13 protein-coding genes and 1 pseudogene are annotated in these 16169 nt (G+C 68.5%); 6 read left to right on the top strand and 8 right to left on the bottom strand.

Annotated features, from left to right (window positions below):
• Positions 1–275 precede the first annotated feature (275 nt).
• From ribB to OUA97_RS19785, 5 genes are all read right to left on the bottom strand, one after another.
• Positions 276–1403: a 3,4-dihydroxy-2-butanone-4-phosphate synthase gene (ribB, locus tag OUA97_RS19805; protein ID WP_267233754.1), complete on the bottom strand. Its 1128-nt coding sequence runs from the start codon at positions 1401–1403 to the stop codon at positions 276–278.
• Positions 1400–1975: an NADPH-dependent FMN reductase gene (locus tag OUA97_RS19800; RefSeq protein ID WP_267233753.1), complete on the bottom strand. Its 576-nt coding sequence runs from the start codon at positions 1973–1975 to the stop codon at positions 1400–1402. The genes ribB and OUA97_RS19800 overlap by 4 nt, the downstream gene beginning before the upstream one ends.
• A complete protein-coding gene (locus OUA97_RS19795; protein WP_267233757.1) occupies positions 1972–3690 on the bottom strand; it encodes a class I adenylate-forming enzyme family protein in 1719 nt (572 codons plus the stop codon). Before OUA97_RS19795 ends, OUA97_RS19800 begins: the two co-directional genes overlap by 4 nt.
• Before the next feature lie 150 nt (positions 3691–3840).
• On the bottom strand, positions 3841–5172 hold the full coding sequence (locus OUA97_RS19790; RefSeq protein ID WP_267233752.1) for an acyl-CoA dehydrogenase family protein: 1332 nt from the start codon (positions 5170–5172) through the stop codon (positions 3841–3843).
• A 187-nt stretch (positions 5173–5359) separates the two neighbouring features.
• Complete coding sequence (locus OUA97_RS19785) at positions 5360–6886, bottom strand: MATE family efflux transporter (RefSeq protein WP_267233751.1); 1527 nt, start codon at positions 6884–6886, stop codon at positions 5360–5362.
• Positions 6887–7038: 152 nt separating this feature from the next.
• Between OUA97_RS19785 and OUA97_RS19780 the strand changes: the two genes are divergently transcribed.
• Entirely contained in the window at positions 7039–7476 is a 438-nt protein-coding gene (locus tag OUA97_RS19780; RefSeq protein ID WP_267233750.1) for a GNAT family N-acetyltransferase, read from the top strand.
• Here the strand turns inward: OUA97_RS19780 and OUA97_RS19775 are convergent.
• Positions 7473–8876: an amino acid permease gene (locus tag OUA97_RS19775; RefSeq protein WP_267233749.1), complete on the bottom strand. Its 1404-nt coding sequence runs from the start codon at positions 8874–8876 to the stop codon at positions 7473–7475. The genes OUA97_RS19780 and OUA97_RS19775 overlap by 4 nt on opposite strands.
• A gap of 168 nt (positions 8877–9044) precedes the next feature.
• On the opposite strand from OUA97_RS19775, the gene OUA97_RS19770 reads away from it, so the two are divergent.
• Positions 9045–10790 carry a DUF885 domain-containing protein gene (locus tag OUA97_RS19770; RefSeq protein WP_267233748.1) on the top strand — a complete coding sequence of 582 codons (1746 nt, stop codon included), beginning with the start codon at positions 9045–9047 and terminating at the stop codon, positions 10788–10790.
• Positions 10791–10822: 32 nt separating this feature from the next.
• Here the strand turns inward: OUA97_RS19770 and OUA97_RS19765 are convergent, their stop codons facing one another.
• Complete coding sequence (locus tag OUA97_RS19765; RefSeq protein ID WP_267233747.1) at positions 10823–11458, bottom strand: TetR/AcrR family transcriptional regulator; 636 nt, start codon at positions 11456–11458, stop codon at positions 10823–10825.
• A gap of 153 nt (positions 11459–11611) precedes the next feature.
• Between OUA97_RS19765 and OUA97_RS19760 the strand changes: the two genes are divergently transcribed.
• From OUA97_RS19760 to OUA97_RS19745, 4 genes and pseudogenes are all read left to right on the top strand, one after another.
• Complete coding sequence (locus tag OUA97_RS19760) at positions 11612–12436, top strand: UDP-2,3-diacylglucosamine diphosphatase (protein ID WP_267233746.1); 825 nt, start codon at positions 11612–11614, stop codon at positions 12434–12436.
• Positions 12437–12491: 55 nt separating this feature from the next.
• A pseudogene (locus OUA97_RS23370) lies at positions 12492–12683 on the top strand (TetR/AcrR family transcriptional regulator); the annotation flags it as partial.
• Between the two features lie 111 nt (positions 12684–12794).
• Positions 12795–13892 carry a glycosyltransferase family 4 protein gene (locus OUA97_RS19750; protein ID WP_267233756.1) on the top strand — a complete coding sequence of 366 codons (1098 nt, stop codon included), beginning with the start codon at positions 12795–12797 and terminating at the stop codon, positions 13890–13892.
• A 10-nt stretch (positions 13893–13902) separates the two neighbouring features.
• Positions 13903–15135, top strand: a complete 1233-nt coding sequence (locus OUA97_RS19745) for a bifunctional alpha/beta hydrolase/OsmC family protein (RefSeq protein WP_267233745.1) — start codon at positions 13903–13905, stop codon at positions 15133–15135.
• On the opposite strand, the gene arsB is transcribed toward OUA97_RS19745, so the two are convergent.
• Positions 15132–16169, bottom strand: a complete 1038-nt coding sequence (arsB, locus tag OUA97_RS19740; protein ID WP_267233744.1) for an ACR3 family arsenite efflux transporter — start codon at positions 16167–16169, stop codon at positions 15132–15134. The genes OUA97_RS19745 and arsB overlap by 4 nt on opposite strands.

Here is a 16169-nt window from a genome sequence, read left to right as displayed (position 1 = left end):
AAGTTCGTCCCGGCGGCGTCCCCGTCCAGGGAGGCGGCTATCTAGAGGGCCGCCCAGTCCTCGTCAACCGGACTTTTCAGTCTTTTTTGCGGAAGCTTCGGAAGCCCGAAATTCAGCGCAAAAATCACCGCGGGGGATCCAGAAGGTATTCCCCAGAGCGCCGCGGCGATCAGTCGAAGGCCCGGAACTTAGTCACGGACTGTTCACATGGCAAGCGATTTTCACAAGCCGCAGCGAGATTCACCGCAACCCGCGGCCAGCTTGGCCTTTTTCGGCTAGACCAGCGCCCGCCGGCCGACAATCCGCAGGCCATAGCCGCCGGAGCCCGGCAGCACGGTGGCCGAATTGGACAGCAGCTCCATGTCGCGAACGCCGAGATCGAGCAGAATCTGCGCGCCCACCCCGTAATCGCGCAGCACGTTGGCGCCGTGATCGACGCCCGGCTCGGCGCCGTAGCGTTCCGACAGCCAGGCCGGGTTCGAATCGCGGATGAACACCGCCACGCCGGCGCCGTCATAGTCGGCGATCGCCTGCAGGGCGCGCTGGACATAGTCGCGGCGCGCTTCGTTGTGCCCGAGCATGTCGGCCGCCAGGTCGACGCGGTGCATGCGCACCAGAGTCGGCTTGTCGGCGTCGATCTTGCCCTTGGTCAGCACCACATGCTCGGTCTTGTCGAGGATGTTGCGGTAGATGATCATCCGGAAGCGGCCGCCGAAGGCGCTGTCGAACGGCGTCTCCAGCACCCGCTCCACCTGGCGCTCGGTGCGGCGGCGATAGGCGATCAGGTCGGCGATGGTGCCGATCTTCAGGCCATGCATCTGGGCGAAGGCGATCAGGTCGGGCAGCCGCGCCATCGACCCGTCGTCCTTCATGATCTCGCAGATCACCCCGGCCGGATTGAGACCGGCCATGCGGCTGATGTCGACGGCCGCCTCGGTGTGGCCGGCGCGGACCAGCACGCCGCCGTCCTTGGCGACCAGCGGGAAGACGTGGCCGGGCGAGACGATGTCGTCGGCGACCTTGCTCGGGTCGACGGCCACGGCGATCGTGTGGGCGCGGTCGTGCGCCGAGATCCCTGTCGTCACCCCCTCGCGCGCCTCGATCGAGACGGTGAAGGCGGTGCCGTGGCCGGACTGGTTGTCGATCGCCATCGGCGGCAGTCGCAAGGCCCGCGCCCGCTCGGCGCTGATCGACAGGCAGATCAGGCCGCGTGCGTGCTTGGCCATGAAGTTGATCTGGTCGGGCGTGGCGAACTGCGCCGGGATGATGACGTCGCCCTCGTTCTCACGGTCCTCGGCGTCGACCAGGATGTAGGGGCGGCCGTTACGGGCGTCCTCGATGATGTCCTCGATGGGCGAGATCGCCGACTCGTGAGGCGCATCGTCGGAGTGTGGGGTCGTCATACTCGAGCTTTCATCTTGGCGAAGTCCAGGACCTGCTCGCCGACGGTGGCCAGCTGCCAGGCGTCCTTCGCCTCGATGCAGCCGCCCTCGGCGTCGAACAGACCCGTGGTCGCGTTCAGGGCCGCGCCGAACGGCGTCGGCCAGCCCCGCAGCGCATGTACGATCGAGCGCAGCGCGGTCAAGGTGGTTCCGGCCGCCTGCCAGCCGTCAGCGGTGATGACGCAGCCCACCGCCCGGTCGGTCAGATAGGGCCGATCGTCGGTCCGCAGCATCTCCAGGGTGTCGAGGGCGTTCTTGATCACCCCCGAGATCGAGCCGTGATAGCCTGGCGAGGCGACGATCAGCCCGTCGGCCGCGCGCACCGCGTCGGCCAGTTCGATCTGCTCGGGCGTCGGCTCGGCGACCGCCGGATTGTAGATCGGCAGACGGGCCAGGAACGCGCCGCCGAGCAGGCGGGCCTCCCCGCCCCCGGCCTCGACCGCCCGCAGCGCGACGCTCAACGCCCGTTCGGTCGTCGACCCTATCCGGGTGGTGCCGCCGATGCCGACGATCAGCGGCTTGCGCGAACTCATGAGGTCCCCTCGAACAGCTTCTTCAGTTCGGTCTTTACGATCTTGCCGTTGGCGTTGCGGGGCAAGGTCTCGGGCCAGAACCGCACCTCGACCGGCACCTTGAAGGCCGCCAGCCGCTCTCGCACGAAGCCGCGCAGCTCGTCCTCGTCGGCGCGCCCGCCGGGCTTGAGGTGCACCACCGCCACCGGCTCCTCGCCAAGGGTCTTGTGCGGCCGGCCGACCAGGGCCGCGTCCATCACGTCGGGATGGTCGTAGAGCACGTTCTCGACCTCGACGCAGTAGATGTTCTCGCCGCCGCGGATCAGCATGTCCTTGGCCCGGTCGATGATGAACAGGAAGCCTTCCTCGTCGATCCGCGCCAGGTCGCCGGTGCGCAGCCAACCGTCGACGAAGGTCTCGGCCGTGGCCTCGGGCTTGTTCCAGTAGCCCTTCACCACCTGCGGCCCCTTGACCCACAGCTCGCCGACGGCGTTCGGCGCGAGCACGCTCACGCCGTCGGCCGGGTCGCGGATCTGCATCTCGCCGACCGGGGCGGCGGGCCCCGCGCTGCCTGGGCGGTTTTCGTAGTCCTTGCCCAGGTGCGAGGTGAAGGTCGCCGTGGTCTCGGTCATGCCCCAGCCGTTGCCGGGCTGCGAGGCCGGGAACACCTCGACGATCTTGCGTACCAGCTCGGGGGCCGAGGGGGCGCCGCCATAGGCGACCGATTGCAACGAGGACAGGTCGTACTTGCCGCGGGCCGGATGCTCGATCAGCTGCCAGGCGATGGTCGGCACCCCGCCGGTGGAGTTGACCTTTTCCCGCTCGATCAGGGCCATGGCCGGCTCGGTGTCCCAGCGGCGCATCAGCACGATCTTGCCGCCCGCATTCAGCGCCGGCGACAGGTTCGCCGACAGGCCGGTGGCATGGAACATCGGCACCACCAGCAGATTGACCCGCTGCGGCAGCTTGTGCGGGTCGCTTTCCGGCAGCGGCTGGCCGGCCCGCAGGAAGTTGCGAGTCGCCGAGATGCCGCTGGCCATGATGTTCGACGTCATGTTGCGATGGGTGCCCAGCGCGCCCTTCGGCTTGCCGGTCGTCCCCGAGGTATAGAGGATGGTGGCGTCGTCCTCCGGCTCCAGCGCCACGTCGGGCAACGGACGGTCGGCCAGTCGGCCCCAATCGTTGACCTGGCCGATGACCTGCTCCAGCCGGCGGACCTTGCCGTCGGTCGGCGCGGCCGCCAGGCGCGGGACATAGACCTTCTGCAGGTCGGGCAGGTTCGGGAACGAGGCCTGGATGCGCTCCAGCCGCTCGTCGTCGACGATGGCGACTTTGGTTCCGGAATCGGCCAGGCCGTACTCGAGCTCAGGCCCGGTCCACCAGGCGTTCAGCGGTGTGACGATCGCCCCGGCCAGGATCCCGGCCCAGAAGGCGACCGGCCATTCGGGAATGTTGCGCATGATGACGGCGACGCGGTCGCCCTTCTTCACGCCGTCGGCCTGCAGCTGATGGGCCAGGGCGATGGTCGCGCGGGCGAAACCCTCGAAGGTGGCGCGGTCGTTCTCGTAGACCAGGAACTCGCGGTCCTTGAACGTGCGGCCGTTGAGGAAGACGTCGCGCAGGGTCGGCGGCGCATGCTTCCAGGTGCGGGTCATGATCCCGCGGATCGGCTTTTCTTCGATCTCGAAACGTTGCCCGGGGCCGGTTAGCTGCGCATGGGCCTGCGCCAGGCTCATCACCGGCCAAGCCGGCGCCGCCGGCGCCGAATGGGTTTGAACGTCGGTCACGAAAATCCTCGAAAACGAATAGCTCAAAATAGAAAGGGCGGCTCCCCGGAGGAAGCCGCCCGATACACTAGTCCGTTGCAGCGCAAACGCTACCGTCCGTCAGGCGCTTTCGGCGCTCGCCGCGCGCTGGGCGCGATAGGCTTCCTTCAGCTCGCCCAGTTCCTTGGCGTACTTCTCCTCGGCCGCCTCCTTGAGGCGCGGGATGTGGTAGTTCGGGAACAGGTCGTTGTCGGGCCGGTAGTCCTTCAGCACCTGCTTGGCCAAGGTCACCTTGTGGACCTCGGTGGGGCCGTCGGCGATGCCCATGACCAGCGATGACGTGACCATGTGCATGAACGGCATCTCGTTGGAGACGCCCAGTGCGCCGTGCAGGTGCGCGGCCTTGGTCGCCACGTCGGCGTAGACCTTGGGCATCGCGACCTTGATGGCGGCGATGTCCTTGCGGACCATGTTGTAGTCCTTGTGCTTGTCGATCAGCCAGGCGGTGCGCAGCACCAGCAGCCGGAACTGCTCGACCGCGATCCATGAGTCGGCGATTTGCTCCTGCACCATCTGGAGGTCGGCCAACTTGCCGTCGCGCGTGGTGCGCGAAACCGCCCGACGGCACATCAGGTCCAGCGCGTGCTTGCAGGCGCCGACCGTGCGCATGGCGTGGTGGACCCGCCCGCCGCCCAGGCGGACCTGGGCGATCACGAAGGCCGCGCCCCGTTCGCCCAGCAGCGCGTCATAGGGCACGCGGACGTTGTTGTAGCGGACGTAGCCCTCGTTGCCGCCGCCGATCTCGCCGCCGCCGCCGACGCCGACATTGCGGATGATCTCGACGCCGGGGGTGTCGGTTGGAACCAGGAAGATCGAGGTCCGGCGATAGGGGTCCTTGGCGTCCGGGTCGGTGACCGCATAGAGCACCAGGACCTTGGAATAGCGGGCGTTGGTCGAGAACCACTTCTCGCCGTTGATCACCCATTCGTCGCCGTCCAGCACCGCGCGGGTCTTGAAGGTCAGCGGGTCGGAACCGCCGGTCGGCTCGCTCATCGAGAACGCCGAGCGGATGTCGCCGTTGAGCAGCGGCCAGAGGTACTGCTCCTTCTGCTTGTCGGTGCCGTAGTGGGCGATGATCTCGGCGTTGCCGGTGTCCGGCGCCTGACAGCCGAAGATGGTCGGCGCCAGGCTGTTACGACCGAGTTTCTCGTTCATCAGGCCGAGCTTCAGCTGTCCATAGCCCTGGCCGCCCAGCTCCGGGCCCAGGTGGCAGGCCCACAGGCCCTGGTCCTTCACCTTCTGCTGCAGCGGCTTGATGAACTTCTCGCGGCCGAGCGAACCGCGGACCGCCAGCCCCAGCTGCGAGAGCGGCTCGACCTCCTCGCGCATGAAGTCCTCGATCCAGTCGAGCTTCTTCTGGAACTCGGGGTCGGTTTCGAAATCCCACGCCATCCGGCGCCTCCCATCTCTGCTTACAATGCCATTTTTCAAAAAATCGGTATGGCGGACTGCGCGGCCGCTCTGAATTGTTTCGCACGGACAGCCGCTTAGCCGCCCGCGCGCACCAGCATTATCAAACGCTCGTTTGCATGACGCAACGGCGCCGGTACGGCTCAGGCTTGTTTTTCTAGGCCCGGCCCTACTCGGCCGGGGTCTTGGCCGGGACCGCGTGCCGGGCCGCGTCATCGAGCGCCTCGGTCTCCTCGGCGACGGCGGGCGGGCTCATGCCGGTGTCGGGGGCCGCGCCCACGGGGATTCCCTCCATGAGCCTGGCCTTGCGCCAGCCGCCCCAGCGATAGTAGCCGGCGGCCAGCACCAGCGACATGATCGACCCGAGCGGGAAGCTCCACCACACCGCGTCCTGACCGAGCACCGGCTCAAGGAAGTGCGCGAACGGAATCCGCACCAGCCACATCGAGATCAGCAGCCCCAGCAGCGGCGGCCAGACCGCGCCGGTGGCGCGAATGATGCCGTTCAGCACGAAGGCCATCCCGAACGGAATGAAGCCCCAGAGCGCAAAGGCGTTGATGTGCATGGCGATCGCCGTCGACGGGCTGCCCGGCGGCAGGAACGCCATCAGCACCCAGGGCTCGACGAGATAGATCAGCGCCACCGGGATCCCGGTCATGAAGGCGGCGATCAGCACGCCCTGGCGCGCCACCTGGCCCACGCGGTCCATCTTGCCGGCGCCGACGTTCTGGGCCGCCATCGACGACACCGCCGCGCCCAGCGCCATGGCCGGCATCTGGATGTAGGTCCAGAGCTGGATCGCCGCCCCGTAGCCAGCCGCTGTGGCCGATCCGTAGGCGTTGACGAAGCGGATCATCATCACCGCCGCCCCGGAGATGACCAGCATCTGCAGGGCCATGGGAAAGCCCTTCACGACCAGGGTCCGGATGATCGCCAGTTCGGGCCGGAACAGCTTCCAGTCGCCGCGCTTGAGGATCAGCACGCTGTCGGTGCGGTAGAGGTAGACGATCATCGCCGCCAGGGTGAGCGTCTGGCTGATCAGGGTGGCGGTGGCCGACCCGGCGATGCCCAGCCGCGGGAACGGCCCGAAGCCGGTGATCAGCAGGGGGTTCAGGATCACGTCCAGTCCGACCGCCGCCACCGAGAACCAGAACGGGGTTTTGGAGTCGCCCGCCCCGCGCTGGGCCATCATCACGAACGAGAAGAAGTACATGAACGGCATCGCCGCGAAGATCACCCGCAAATAGGTGATCGCATCGCGCGTCGCGTCGGGCGGCGTCTGCATGAGCCGCAGGATCGTCGGGGTCAGCAGGTAGCCGGCCACCCCGACCGACAGCGACAGCACCAGGAAGAAGCTCGAGGCCGAGCCCACCACTCGCTTGACCGTGGCCACGTCCTTGGCCCCCACCGACTGCGAGATCAGCAGGTTGGCGGCCATGGTCATGCCGAACACCGCGCCCAGCATCAGGAAGAAGATGTTGTTGGCGTTGACCGTGGCCGTCAGCGCCGCCTCGCCCAGCACGTGGCTGACCCAGATCGCGTTGGCCGAGCCGTTCAGCGACTGCAGGATGTTCGAGCCGAGCACCGGCAGGGCGAACACGATCAGCGTCTTGCCGATCGGACCTGTGGTGAGGTCCTGCATTCCGCCGGGACGGCCGGCCCGGGCCGCAGGGGCCTTGTCTACCGCTGAATTCACATCGCTCCCCAGGGCGCTGAAGAATAGGCGCCGTCCGGCCCCCCGACCTCACCCTTGAAATTAGGGCGCTGCTTTGCTTACGCCCCGGGAAGCAGGCGAGGCGACTGTAGGCGTGGGCCTGCGCCGCCTCAAGCACGTGGAGTGAGCTTTCGATGGAAGAGTTGCGCCGCGCGGTGGAGGCGGACGTCCCGGCCCTCAACGCCTTGATGCATGCGTCGCGCGCCTACGACGGCGACTACCGCGCCATGCTGGACGGTTACTTCGTCACGCCGGCCCAGGTCGCCAGGGACCTTGTCGTACTGGCCCAACGCGGCGGCGAGACGCTCGGCTTCTACAGCCTGATCGTGGAGGGCGAGCCCGAACTCGACCTCATGTTCGTGGCCGACGCCGCCCAGGGCCGAGACCTCGGGCGGCGCTTGTTCGACGACATGCGCGACCAGGCCCGCGCGCGCGGCTTCACGAGCGTACGAATCGTCTGCCATCCGCCAGCCCTCGGCTTCTACCGGCGGATGGGCGCCGTGCAGGTCGGCGCCACCGAGCCGACCGGGCGCGTCACCTGGGCGCGCCCGATCCTGCAGCTGGCGCCCTAGGCGCTCGCCAGCCGGCTCTTCACCCGGCCGTAGGCCAGGTAGGCGACGACGCCGATCGCGTTCCAGATCAGGAAATTGATCAGGGTCGAAACCGGCAGGGTGGTGAACAGGTAGAGGCATCCGGCCACCGCCGCCGGGCCGACGATCCACCACAGCGGCGTGCGGAACGGCCGCGGCAGGGCCGGCGCGCGCCGGCGCATCAGCATCATGGCGATGGCGGTGGCGATAAACGCCAGCAGCGTCCCGGCGTTGGCCAGGGCGGCGATCTCGTCGAGCGGCAGGAACCCGGCGATGCTCGCGGCCACCACCCCCGTCAGGATGATCACCGGCGCCGGCACGCCGCGCGCGCCGACCTTCGAAAGGCCGCGCGGCAGCAGCCCGTCGCGGGCCATGGCGAAGAAGATCCGGCTCTGGCCGAACATGAACACCATGATCACGGTGGGCAGGGCGACGACCGCCGCCCCGGCGACCACCGCGGCCACCTGCGGGTGGCCGAGGCCGCGCAGGATGGAGGCCAGCGGCTCGGGGCTCTTGGAGAACACCTCGAACGGCGAGGCGCCCAGCGCCGCCGCCGCCACGATCATGTAGATCGCCGTGCAGATGAACATCGAGCCGATGATGCCGATGGTCAGGTCGCGGCCGGGGTTCTTGGTCTCTTCCGCCGCGGTCGAGATCGCGTCGAAGCCGTAGAAGGCGAAGAAAATGATGCCGGCCGCCGCCGCCACGCCGCGCTTGACGCCGTCGGCGTCCATCGTCGCGCCATAGCCGAACGGGGCGAAGGGCTCGAAATGGGCGGCGTCGAACGCCGGGATCGTCAGGGCCACGAAGGCGGTCAGGGCGACGATCTTCACGATCACCAGGATGAAATTGACGGTGGCGCTCTCGCGGGTGCCGACCAGCAGCAGGGCGCTGACCGCCAGGGTGATGAAGATCGCCGGGGCGTTGATGACCCCGCCCGCATGCGGACCGGCCAGCAGCGCCTGGGGCACGGCCCATCCGGCCTGCTGCATCAGCCCGCCGGCATAGCCCGACCAGCCGACCGCCACGGTCGAGCAGACGACGGTATATTCGAGGATCAGGCTCCAGCCGACGACCCAGGCCGCCAGTTCCCCCATGCCGACATAGGAATAGGTGTAGGCGCTGCCCGCCTGGGGCATCATCGTCGACATTTCAGCGTAGCAGAGCGCGGCGAAAGCGCAGACCGCCCCGGCCAGCGCGAAGGACAGGATCACCGCCGGGCCGGCCAGCCCCGCGGCGACGCCGGTCAGGGTGTAGATGCCCGTGCCGATGATCGCGCCGACGCCGAGCGCCACCAGATGCGGCCAGCCGAGCGTCGGGACCAGGCTGTGCCCGTCCTGGGCCGGCGGTTCCATCGACTTGCGGCGCGTCAAGAAACTCATGGAACTCCCCCGAGGGCTTCTCTCGCCACGCGGCCATCACCCGCCGCGCCCGAGCCTTGAAGTGGGATGATTCTTCGCCGCTCGGCGAGCGGTGTTGGCTGAAAATACCTTGGCGGCCCGCCAGGCAGGCGCCAGCTTTCCTGATCTCATTGTGAAGGTGGACTGATCATGCGTCTTGCGCCCTTGGCTCTCGTTCTCGCCCTGGGCGCTACGCCGGCGATCGCCGACGACGCGGCGCTGGATCGGCTGATCGCCGACTACGAGCTCTACGCCCTCGCGCAGAACCCGATCGAGGGCGGGCAGCAAGGCGACCGCGGCGCGCTCTCGCGCCTGCCCGACAACTCGCCCGCGGCCGACGCGGCCCGGACAAGCGCCCTGAAGGCCTTCGCCGCGCGGACCAAGGCCATGGCCCCGGCCGAGCTGTCCGACGAGGGGCGGATCAACCGCGAATTCCTGGGCTGGACGCTCGAGCGCCAGCTGCAGAGCCTGGCCTTCGACGAGGCGCGCATGCCGTTCTCCTCGGACGGCGGGTTTCACTGGACGCTCGGCTATCTCGCCGCCTCGACGCCGATGCGCAGCCTCGCCGACGGTCGCGCCTGGATCGACCGCCTGAACGCCGCGCCAGCCTACTACGCCACAGAGATCGCCAACGCCCGGCGAGGCGTTCGGACCGGCTTCACCCAGCCGCGCGCCACCGTCGAACAGGTGCTGGTCCGCGCTCGCGAGCAGGCGGCCGCCCCGGTCGACAGCGATCCGCTGCTGGCCCCCCTCGACCAGCTCCCCGCCTCGATCCCGCTGGCCGAACGTCAGGCCCTGCGCGCCCAGGCGATCGCCGCGATCGGCGAACGCGTCCGCCCGGCCCAGACCCAGTTCGTGACCTTCCTGCAGACTGAGTACCTGCCCAAGGCTCGCCAGAACCTGGCCGCCCGCAGCCTGCCGGACGGTGAGCGCTACTACGCCTGGCTGGTCGCCGACCACACGACGACGTCGCGGACCCCGGACCAGATTCACGAAAGCGGCCTGGCCGAGGTCGCCCGCATCCGCGGCGAGATGGATGCGGTCATCGCCGAGACCGGCTTCAAGGGCGACTTCGCCGCCTTCCAGGCCCACCTGCGCAGCGACCCGCAGTTCTATGCGCCCAGCCGCGAGGCTCTGCTCGAAAAGGCCTCGGAGATCGCCAAGCGGATCGACGACCAGCTGCCGGCCTGGTTCGCCACCCTGCCGCGCCTGACCTACGGCGTACGCCCGGTGCCGGCCGATATCGAGAAGACCTACACCACCGGCCGCTACTTCCCGGGCAATCCCAAGCTGGGCGTCGCGGGCGGCTACATGGTCAACACCTACGACCTGCGTCAGCGGCCGCTCTACGAGCTGCCGGCCCTGACCCTGCACGAGGCCGTCCCCGGCCATCACCTGCAGATCGCGCTCGGCCAGGAAGCCGAAGGCCTGCCGTACTTCCGACGGGAGGCGAACGTCACCGCCTTCACCGAGGGCTGGGGCCTCTACGCCGAGAAGCTGGGCGGCGAGATGGGGATCTATCGCGACCCCTATGAGCGGTTCGGCCGACTGTCCTACGAGATGTGGCGCGCCTGCCGGCTGGTCGCCGACACCGGCCTGCACTGGAAAGGCTGGAGCCTGGACCAGGCCCGCGAGTGCTTCGCCAGGAACTCGGCCCTGTCGCCGCTGAACATCGAGATCGAACTGGCGCGTTACGTCTCCTGGCCGGGCCAGGCCCTAGCCTACAAGACCGGCGAGATGCAGATCCACGCCATCCGCGAGAAGGCCAAGGCGCAGCTGGGCGAGCGGTTCGACATCCGCCGCTTCCATGACGCCGTGCTGCTGGGCGGTCCGATGCCGCTCGACATGCTGGAGCGGCGCATGGACGCCTGGATCGCGGCCGAGCGGGGGCGGTAGAGAGCTTCTCCCTCCCCCTAAAGGGGAAAAAGTCAGTCCGGCCACAGCTCCTGAACGTCGCCCTTGCGGTTCAGCACCCGCACGGCCCGCTTGACCACCGCCAGCAGCCGCTCCTTGCGGGCCGGCTCGTCATAGGTCATCGCCCCGCGGGCCATGCCCTCGAGCAGGAAGCGGCCGAGGTCGCGGCTGGTCTGGAAGCGCGGATCCACGCCCGCCTGGGCCAGGGCCAGGAACCGTTCGCCGACCTGATTGCGGTCGAAAGCGCTCTGGGCGTCGGCCAGCCGCACGCGCAGCATCGGGTCGGTGCGCGCGGCCGCCTCGAGCTCGGCGAAGGCGATAAACGGAATTTCGTGCAGCAGCGCCCAATAGGCGTCGATGGCGTGCTCGGCGGCGTCGACGCCGGGCGCGATCGGGCCGGATGCCGCCTGTTCAAATAGCCGCGCCCGCTCCACCTCGATGTGGGCGATGGCGGCCTCGACCAGCTCTTCGCGGCTGGCGAAATGATAGAGCATCGCGCCGCGGGTCAGGTTCGCGGCGTCGGCGATCATGGCGTTGGTGGCCGCGTGATAGCCGTTTTCAGCGAACAGCCTCATGGCCGCGTCGAGAATGCGCGCGCGGGTCCGCCGAGACTTCGGCGTCTCCTTCGCAGGATAGGTTCGGGCGTCCATCGGACCTTGTTTCGGAAGACCTGGGGAGGGTCGGCCTCGACCAAACCCTTAATTCAAAAGGCGCCGCGACAAAAGGGGCGCGGGCGGTTTCATGAGAATGACATGCAAGCAGCCTAACCGATGAGCAGTTCTGGCCGGCCAAGGGGGCACGGAATGGCAGATCTGGCGATCCGCAACTACCGCGCGGTGTTCATCTCCGACGTTCACCTGGGCACCAAGGGGTGCCAGGCCGAGCTGTTGCTCGACTTCATCCGCCATATCGAGTGCGAAAGCCTCTATCTCGTCGGCGATATCGTCGACGGCTGGAAGCTGCGCTCGGGCTGGCACTGGCCGCAGGCCCACAACGACGTGGTGCAGAAGATTCTGCGCCTGGCCCGCAAGGGCGTGAACGTCATCTACGTGCCCGGCAACCACGACGACCGGGTGCGCGAGTTCGTCGGGGTCCACTTCGGCGGCGTGGTGGTGGTCCGCGACGCGATCCACGAGACCGCCGACGGCCGCCGGTTCCTGGTGCTGCACGGCGACGAATTCGACGGCGTGGTCCAGCACGCCCGCTGGCTGGCCTTCGTCGGCGACTACGCCTACCGGGCCCTGATCGCCGCCAACACCCTGTTCAACCGCCTCCGGCGGCGCATGGGCTTCGGCTACTGGAGCCTCTCGGCCTTCCTGAAGACCAAGGTCAAGAACGCCCTGCAGTTCGTCGAGAACTTCGAGGCCGCGGTCGCCGACGAGGCCCGCCGCCGCGGCGTCGACGGCGTCATCTGCGGTCACATTCACAAAGCCGAGATGCGTGACATCGACGGGATCGCCTATATCAATGACGGCGACTGGGTGGAGAGCTGCTCGGCCCTGGTCGAGCATCACGACGGCACGATGGAAATCCTCCACTGGGCCAAGCTGCGCTCCTGGTCGGCGATCGACCGGACCATCCGGCTGGTCGAACCGGTCGAGCCGCTGCCCACCCCGGCGGCGGCCTGAGCCGTGGATCACCCCTGATTGACAGCCCCGCTGATTTGGTGACAGTCCCGCTGTCATGTTGCCGCCGACCCGCTACGCTTCGAGCCTGCGCGACCGCCAGAAACAGGCGACCCGCGACCAGATCATGCACGCCGTGGCGCGCAAGCTGGAATCCGGCCCGCTTGAGGATCTGAGCTTTGCGGAGATAGCCGCCGAGGCCGAGGTCGGCGAGCGCACGGTCTACCGCCACTTCCCGACCAAGGAGGCGCTGCTCGGCGCGTTCTGGGCCTGGCTGCAGGCCCAGGCCCTGGCCCCGACGCGTCCGGCCGCCCGCATCCGCGACGCCATCACCGCCCCGCGCGAGAACGGCCACAAGCCGATGCGCATCCTGCTGGTCACCGACGCCTGGGAGCCGCAGGTCAACGGCGTGGTCCGCACGCTCTCGCGCGTGGTCGGCGAGCTCCGGGAACTCGGCCATTCGGTCGAGGTGATCAGCCCCGACCAGTTCAAGACCTTCCCGCTGCCGACCTATCCGGAGATCAAGGTCGCCCTGGCCGCCCACGAACCGGTGCAGGAGCGCTTCAAGGCGTTCGAGCCGGAGGCGATCCATATCGCCACCGAGGGCCCGCTGGGCCTGGCCGCGCGCCGCATCTGCGTGGAATGGAAGCTGCCATTCACCACCAGCTACCACACCCGGTTCCCGGAATACGTCTCGGCCCGACTGCCTTTGCCGCTGGCCGCCGGCTACGCCTACATGAAGTGGTTCCACAAGCCGTCCGGCCGCATGATGGTCACCACCCCGACCATGAAGGACGAACTGGAACGCCACGGCTTCGGCAACATCTCGGTCTGGTCGCGCGGCGTCGACACCGTGATGTTCCACCCCAAGCGCGAGGACGAACCCGACGTCTTTGCAGGCCTGGCCCGGCCGATCTTCCTGTCGGTCGGTCGCGTGGCCGTGGAGAAGAACATCGAGGCGTTCCTCGGCCTCGACCTGCCGGGCACCAAGGTCGTGGTCGGCGACGGCCCGCAGCGCGAAGAGCTGATGGAGCGCTATCCGAACGCGGTGTTCACCGGCGCGAAGTTCGGCGACGACTTGGCTGCGCACTTCTCCTGCGCCGACGTCTTCGTGTTCCCCTCGCTGACCGACACCTTCGGCCTGGTGATCCTGGAGGCGATGGCCGCCGGCGTGCCGGTCGCCGCCTACCCCGCCCCCGGCCCGATCGACATCCTGCCCGGCTCGGGCGCCGGCGTGCTGGCCCACAGCGCCACCGAAGGCCTGCGCGAGGCGTGCCTGGAGGCCCTGAAGCTCGACCGCAATCAGGTCCGCGCCTTCGCCGAGGGCTTCTCCTGGAAGGCCTGCGCCGAGGACTTCGTGAAAAATCTCCAGCCCTATCCTGAGCCGGAGAAGACCCGCTTCTGGCGTAAGCTGCGCCGCCTGGCCCGGGTGCGCCGGCGCCGGCCGGAGGCCGCATAGGGAACCGCCCATGTCCGTCAGCGTCGAACGCGTCGAATTCCCCGGCCATTCGGGGGCGACGCTCGCCGCCCGCCTGGACCGTCCGAACGGGCCGATCCGCGCCTACGCCCTGTTCGCCCACTGCTTCGCCTGCTCCAAGGACCTGCTCGGCGCGCGCCGTATCGCCGCCGACCTGGCGCGCATCGGCGTGGCGGCGCTGCGCTTCGACTTCACCGGCCTGGGGTCCAGCCAGGGCGAGTTCGCCTCGACCAACTTCACGTCCAACATCGAGGACTTGCGCGCCGCCGCCGACTACCTGCGCCGGCATCATCGCGCCCCCTCGGTCCTGATCGGCCACTCGCTGGGCGGCGCAGCGGCCTTGGCCGTCGCCAAGGACATCCCCGAGGTTCGCGCGGTGGTGACCATCGCCGCCCCCGCCGATCCGGCTCATGCCCTGAAGAACCTCGGCTCCAGCCTCGAACAGATCGAGGCCGAGGGTCAGGCCGAGGTCGAGCTGGGCGGCCGACGCTTCACCATAAAGCGCCAGTTCGTCGAGGACGTGCGCCGCCGCAGCATCCGAGAGGCGGTGGCGGCGATGAAGAAGCCGCTGCTGATCCTGCACTCGCCGCTCGACCAGACAGTCGGCATCGACAACGCCACCCGCATCTTCCTGGCCGCCAAGCATCCCAAGAGCTTCGTCTCGCTCGACAAGGCCGACCACCTGCTCAGTGATCCCGGCGACGCGGCCTTCGCCGCGCAGGTGATAGGCGGCTGGCTGCCCCGCTACCTGCCGCCCGATACGCCGCAGGGCGAGGAGGCGTTCGAGCATGTTCGGGTCATGGAGACCGGCGAGGGCAAGTTCCAGAACGCCGTCCAGGCCGGCCGTCACCGGCTGTTCGCCGACGAGCCGCAGAGCGTCGGCGGCGACGACAGCGGCCCCTCGCCCTACGATCTCATCTCGGCCGCGCTCGGCGCCTGCACCTCGATGACCCTGCGCCTCTACGCCGACCGAAAGGGCCTGGAGCTCGGCCGCATCCAGGTCGAGGTCAGCCACGAGAAGGTCCACGCCCGCGACGGCGTCGGCGGCGGCGATTCACCGGTCCATCCGAAGATCGACTGCTTCACCCGGGTGATCTCGGTCGACGGCGAACTCACTGACGACCTGGCGGAAAAGCTCGTCGAAATCGCCGGCAAATGCCCTGTCCACCGCACCCTGGAGAACGGTTCGGCGGTGCGCACCGAAGTGCGTCGGACGCCAGCCTAGCTGCGCGCCGGCGCTCGGCGCTCGTACCAGGCCTTGCTGGCGTTCACGATCGCCACCACCGACAGCATGACCGGGACCTCGATCAGCACCCCGACCACCGTCGCCAGCGCCGCACCGGACTTGAAGCCGAACAGACTGATCGCCGCGGCGACCGCCAGTTCGAAGAAGTTGCTGGCCCCGATCAGCGCCGACGGCCCGGCCACGCAATGTGCTTCGCCGACGGCCCGGTTGAGCAGGTAGGCGAGGCCGGAATTGAAGTAGGTTTGGATCAGGATCGGAACCGCCAGCATGGCGATCACGGCGGGCTGGGCGATGATCTGCTGCCCCTGGAACCCGAACAGCAGCACCAGGGTCGCCAGCAGCGCCGCGAGCGCCGCCGGCGAGAGCCAGGCGAGCGCGGCGCTCACCAATGCGGCCCCGCCGCGGCGCATCAGCGCCGCGCGCAGGCTCTGCGCCAGAATCACCGGTACGACGATGTAGAGCCCCACCGACAGCAGCAACGTCTCCCAGGGCACGCTGATGGCCGAGAGCCCCAGCAGCAGCCCGACGATGGGCGCGAAGGCCACCACCATGATCGCGTCGTTCAACGCCACCTGGCTGAGGGTGAAGTTCGGCTCGCCCCGGGTCAGGTTGCTCCAGACGAAGACCATTGCCGTGCAAGGCGCGGCCGCCAGGATGATCAGGCCGGCGATGTAGCTGTCGATCTCGCCGGCCGGCAGATAGGGCCGGAACAGCCAGCCGATGAAGAACGCTCCCAGCGCCGCCATCGAGAACGGCTTCACCGCCCAGTTGACGACCAGCGTCACCCCGATGCCACGCCAGTGGCGTCCGACGCTGCGCAGGGCCGCGAAGTCGACCTTCATCAGCATCGGAACGATCATCAACCAGATCAGCCCGGCCAGCGGCAGGTTGACCTGCGCGACCTCGGCCGCGCCGATCGCCTGGAAGACGCCTGGAAACAGGTGGCCGAGGGCCACGCCGGCGACGATGCAGAGCGCGACCCAGAGCGTCAGGTAGCGCTCGAAAACGGACAT

The sequence above is a fragment of the Phenylobacterium sp. 58.2.17 genome (assembly GCF_026411515.1).
Taxonomy (GTDB): Bacteria; Pseudomonadota; Alphaproteobacteria; order Caulobacterales; family Caulobacteraceae; genus Phenylobacterium.
This window is presented reverse-complemented; position numbering and strand designations above follow the sequence as displayed.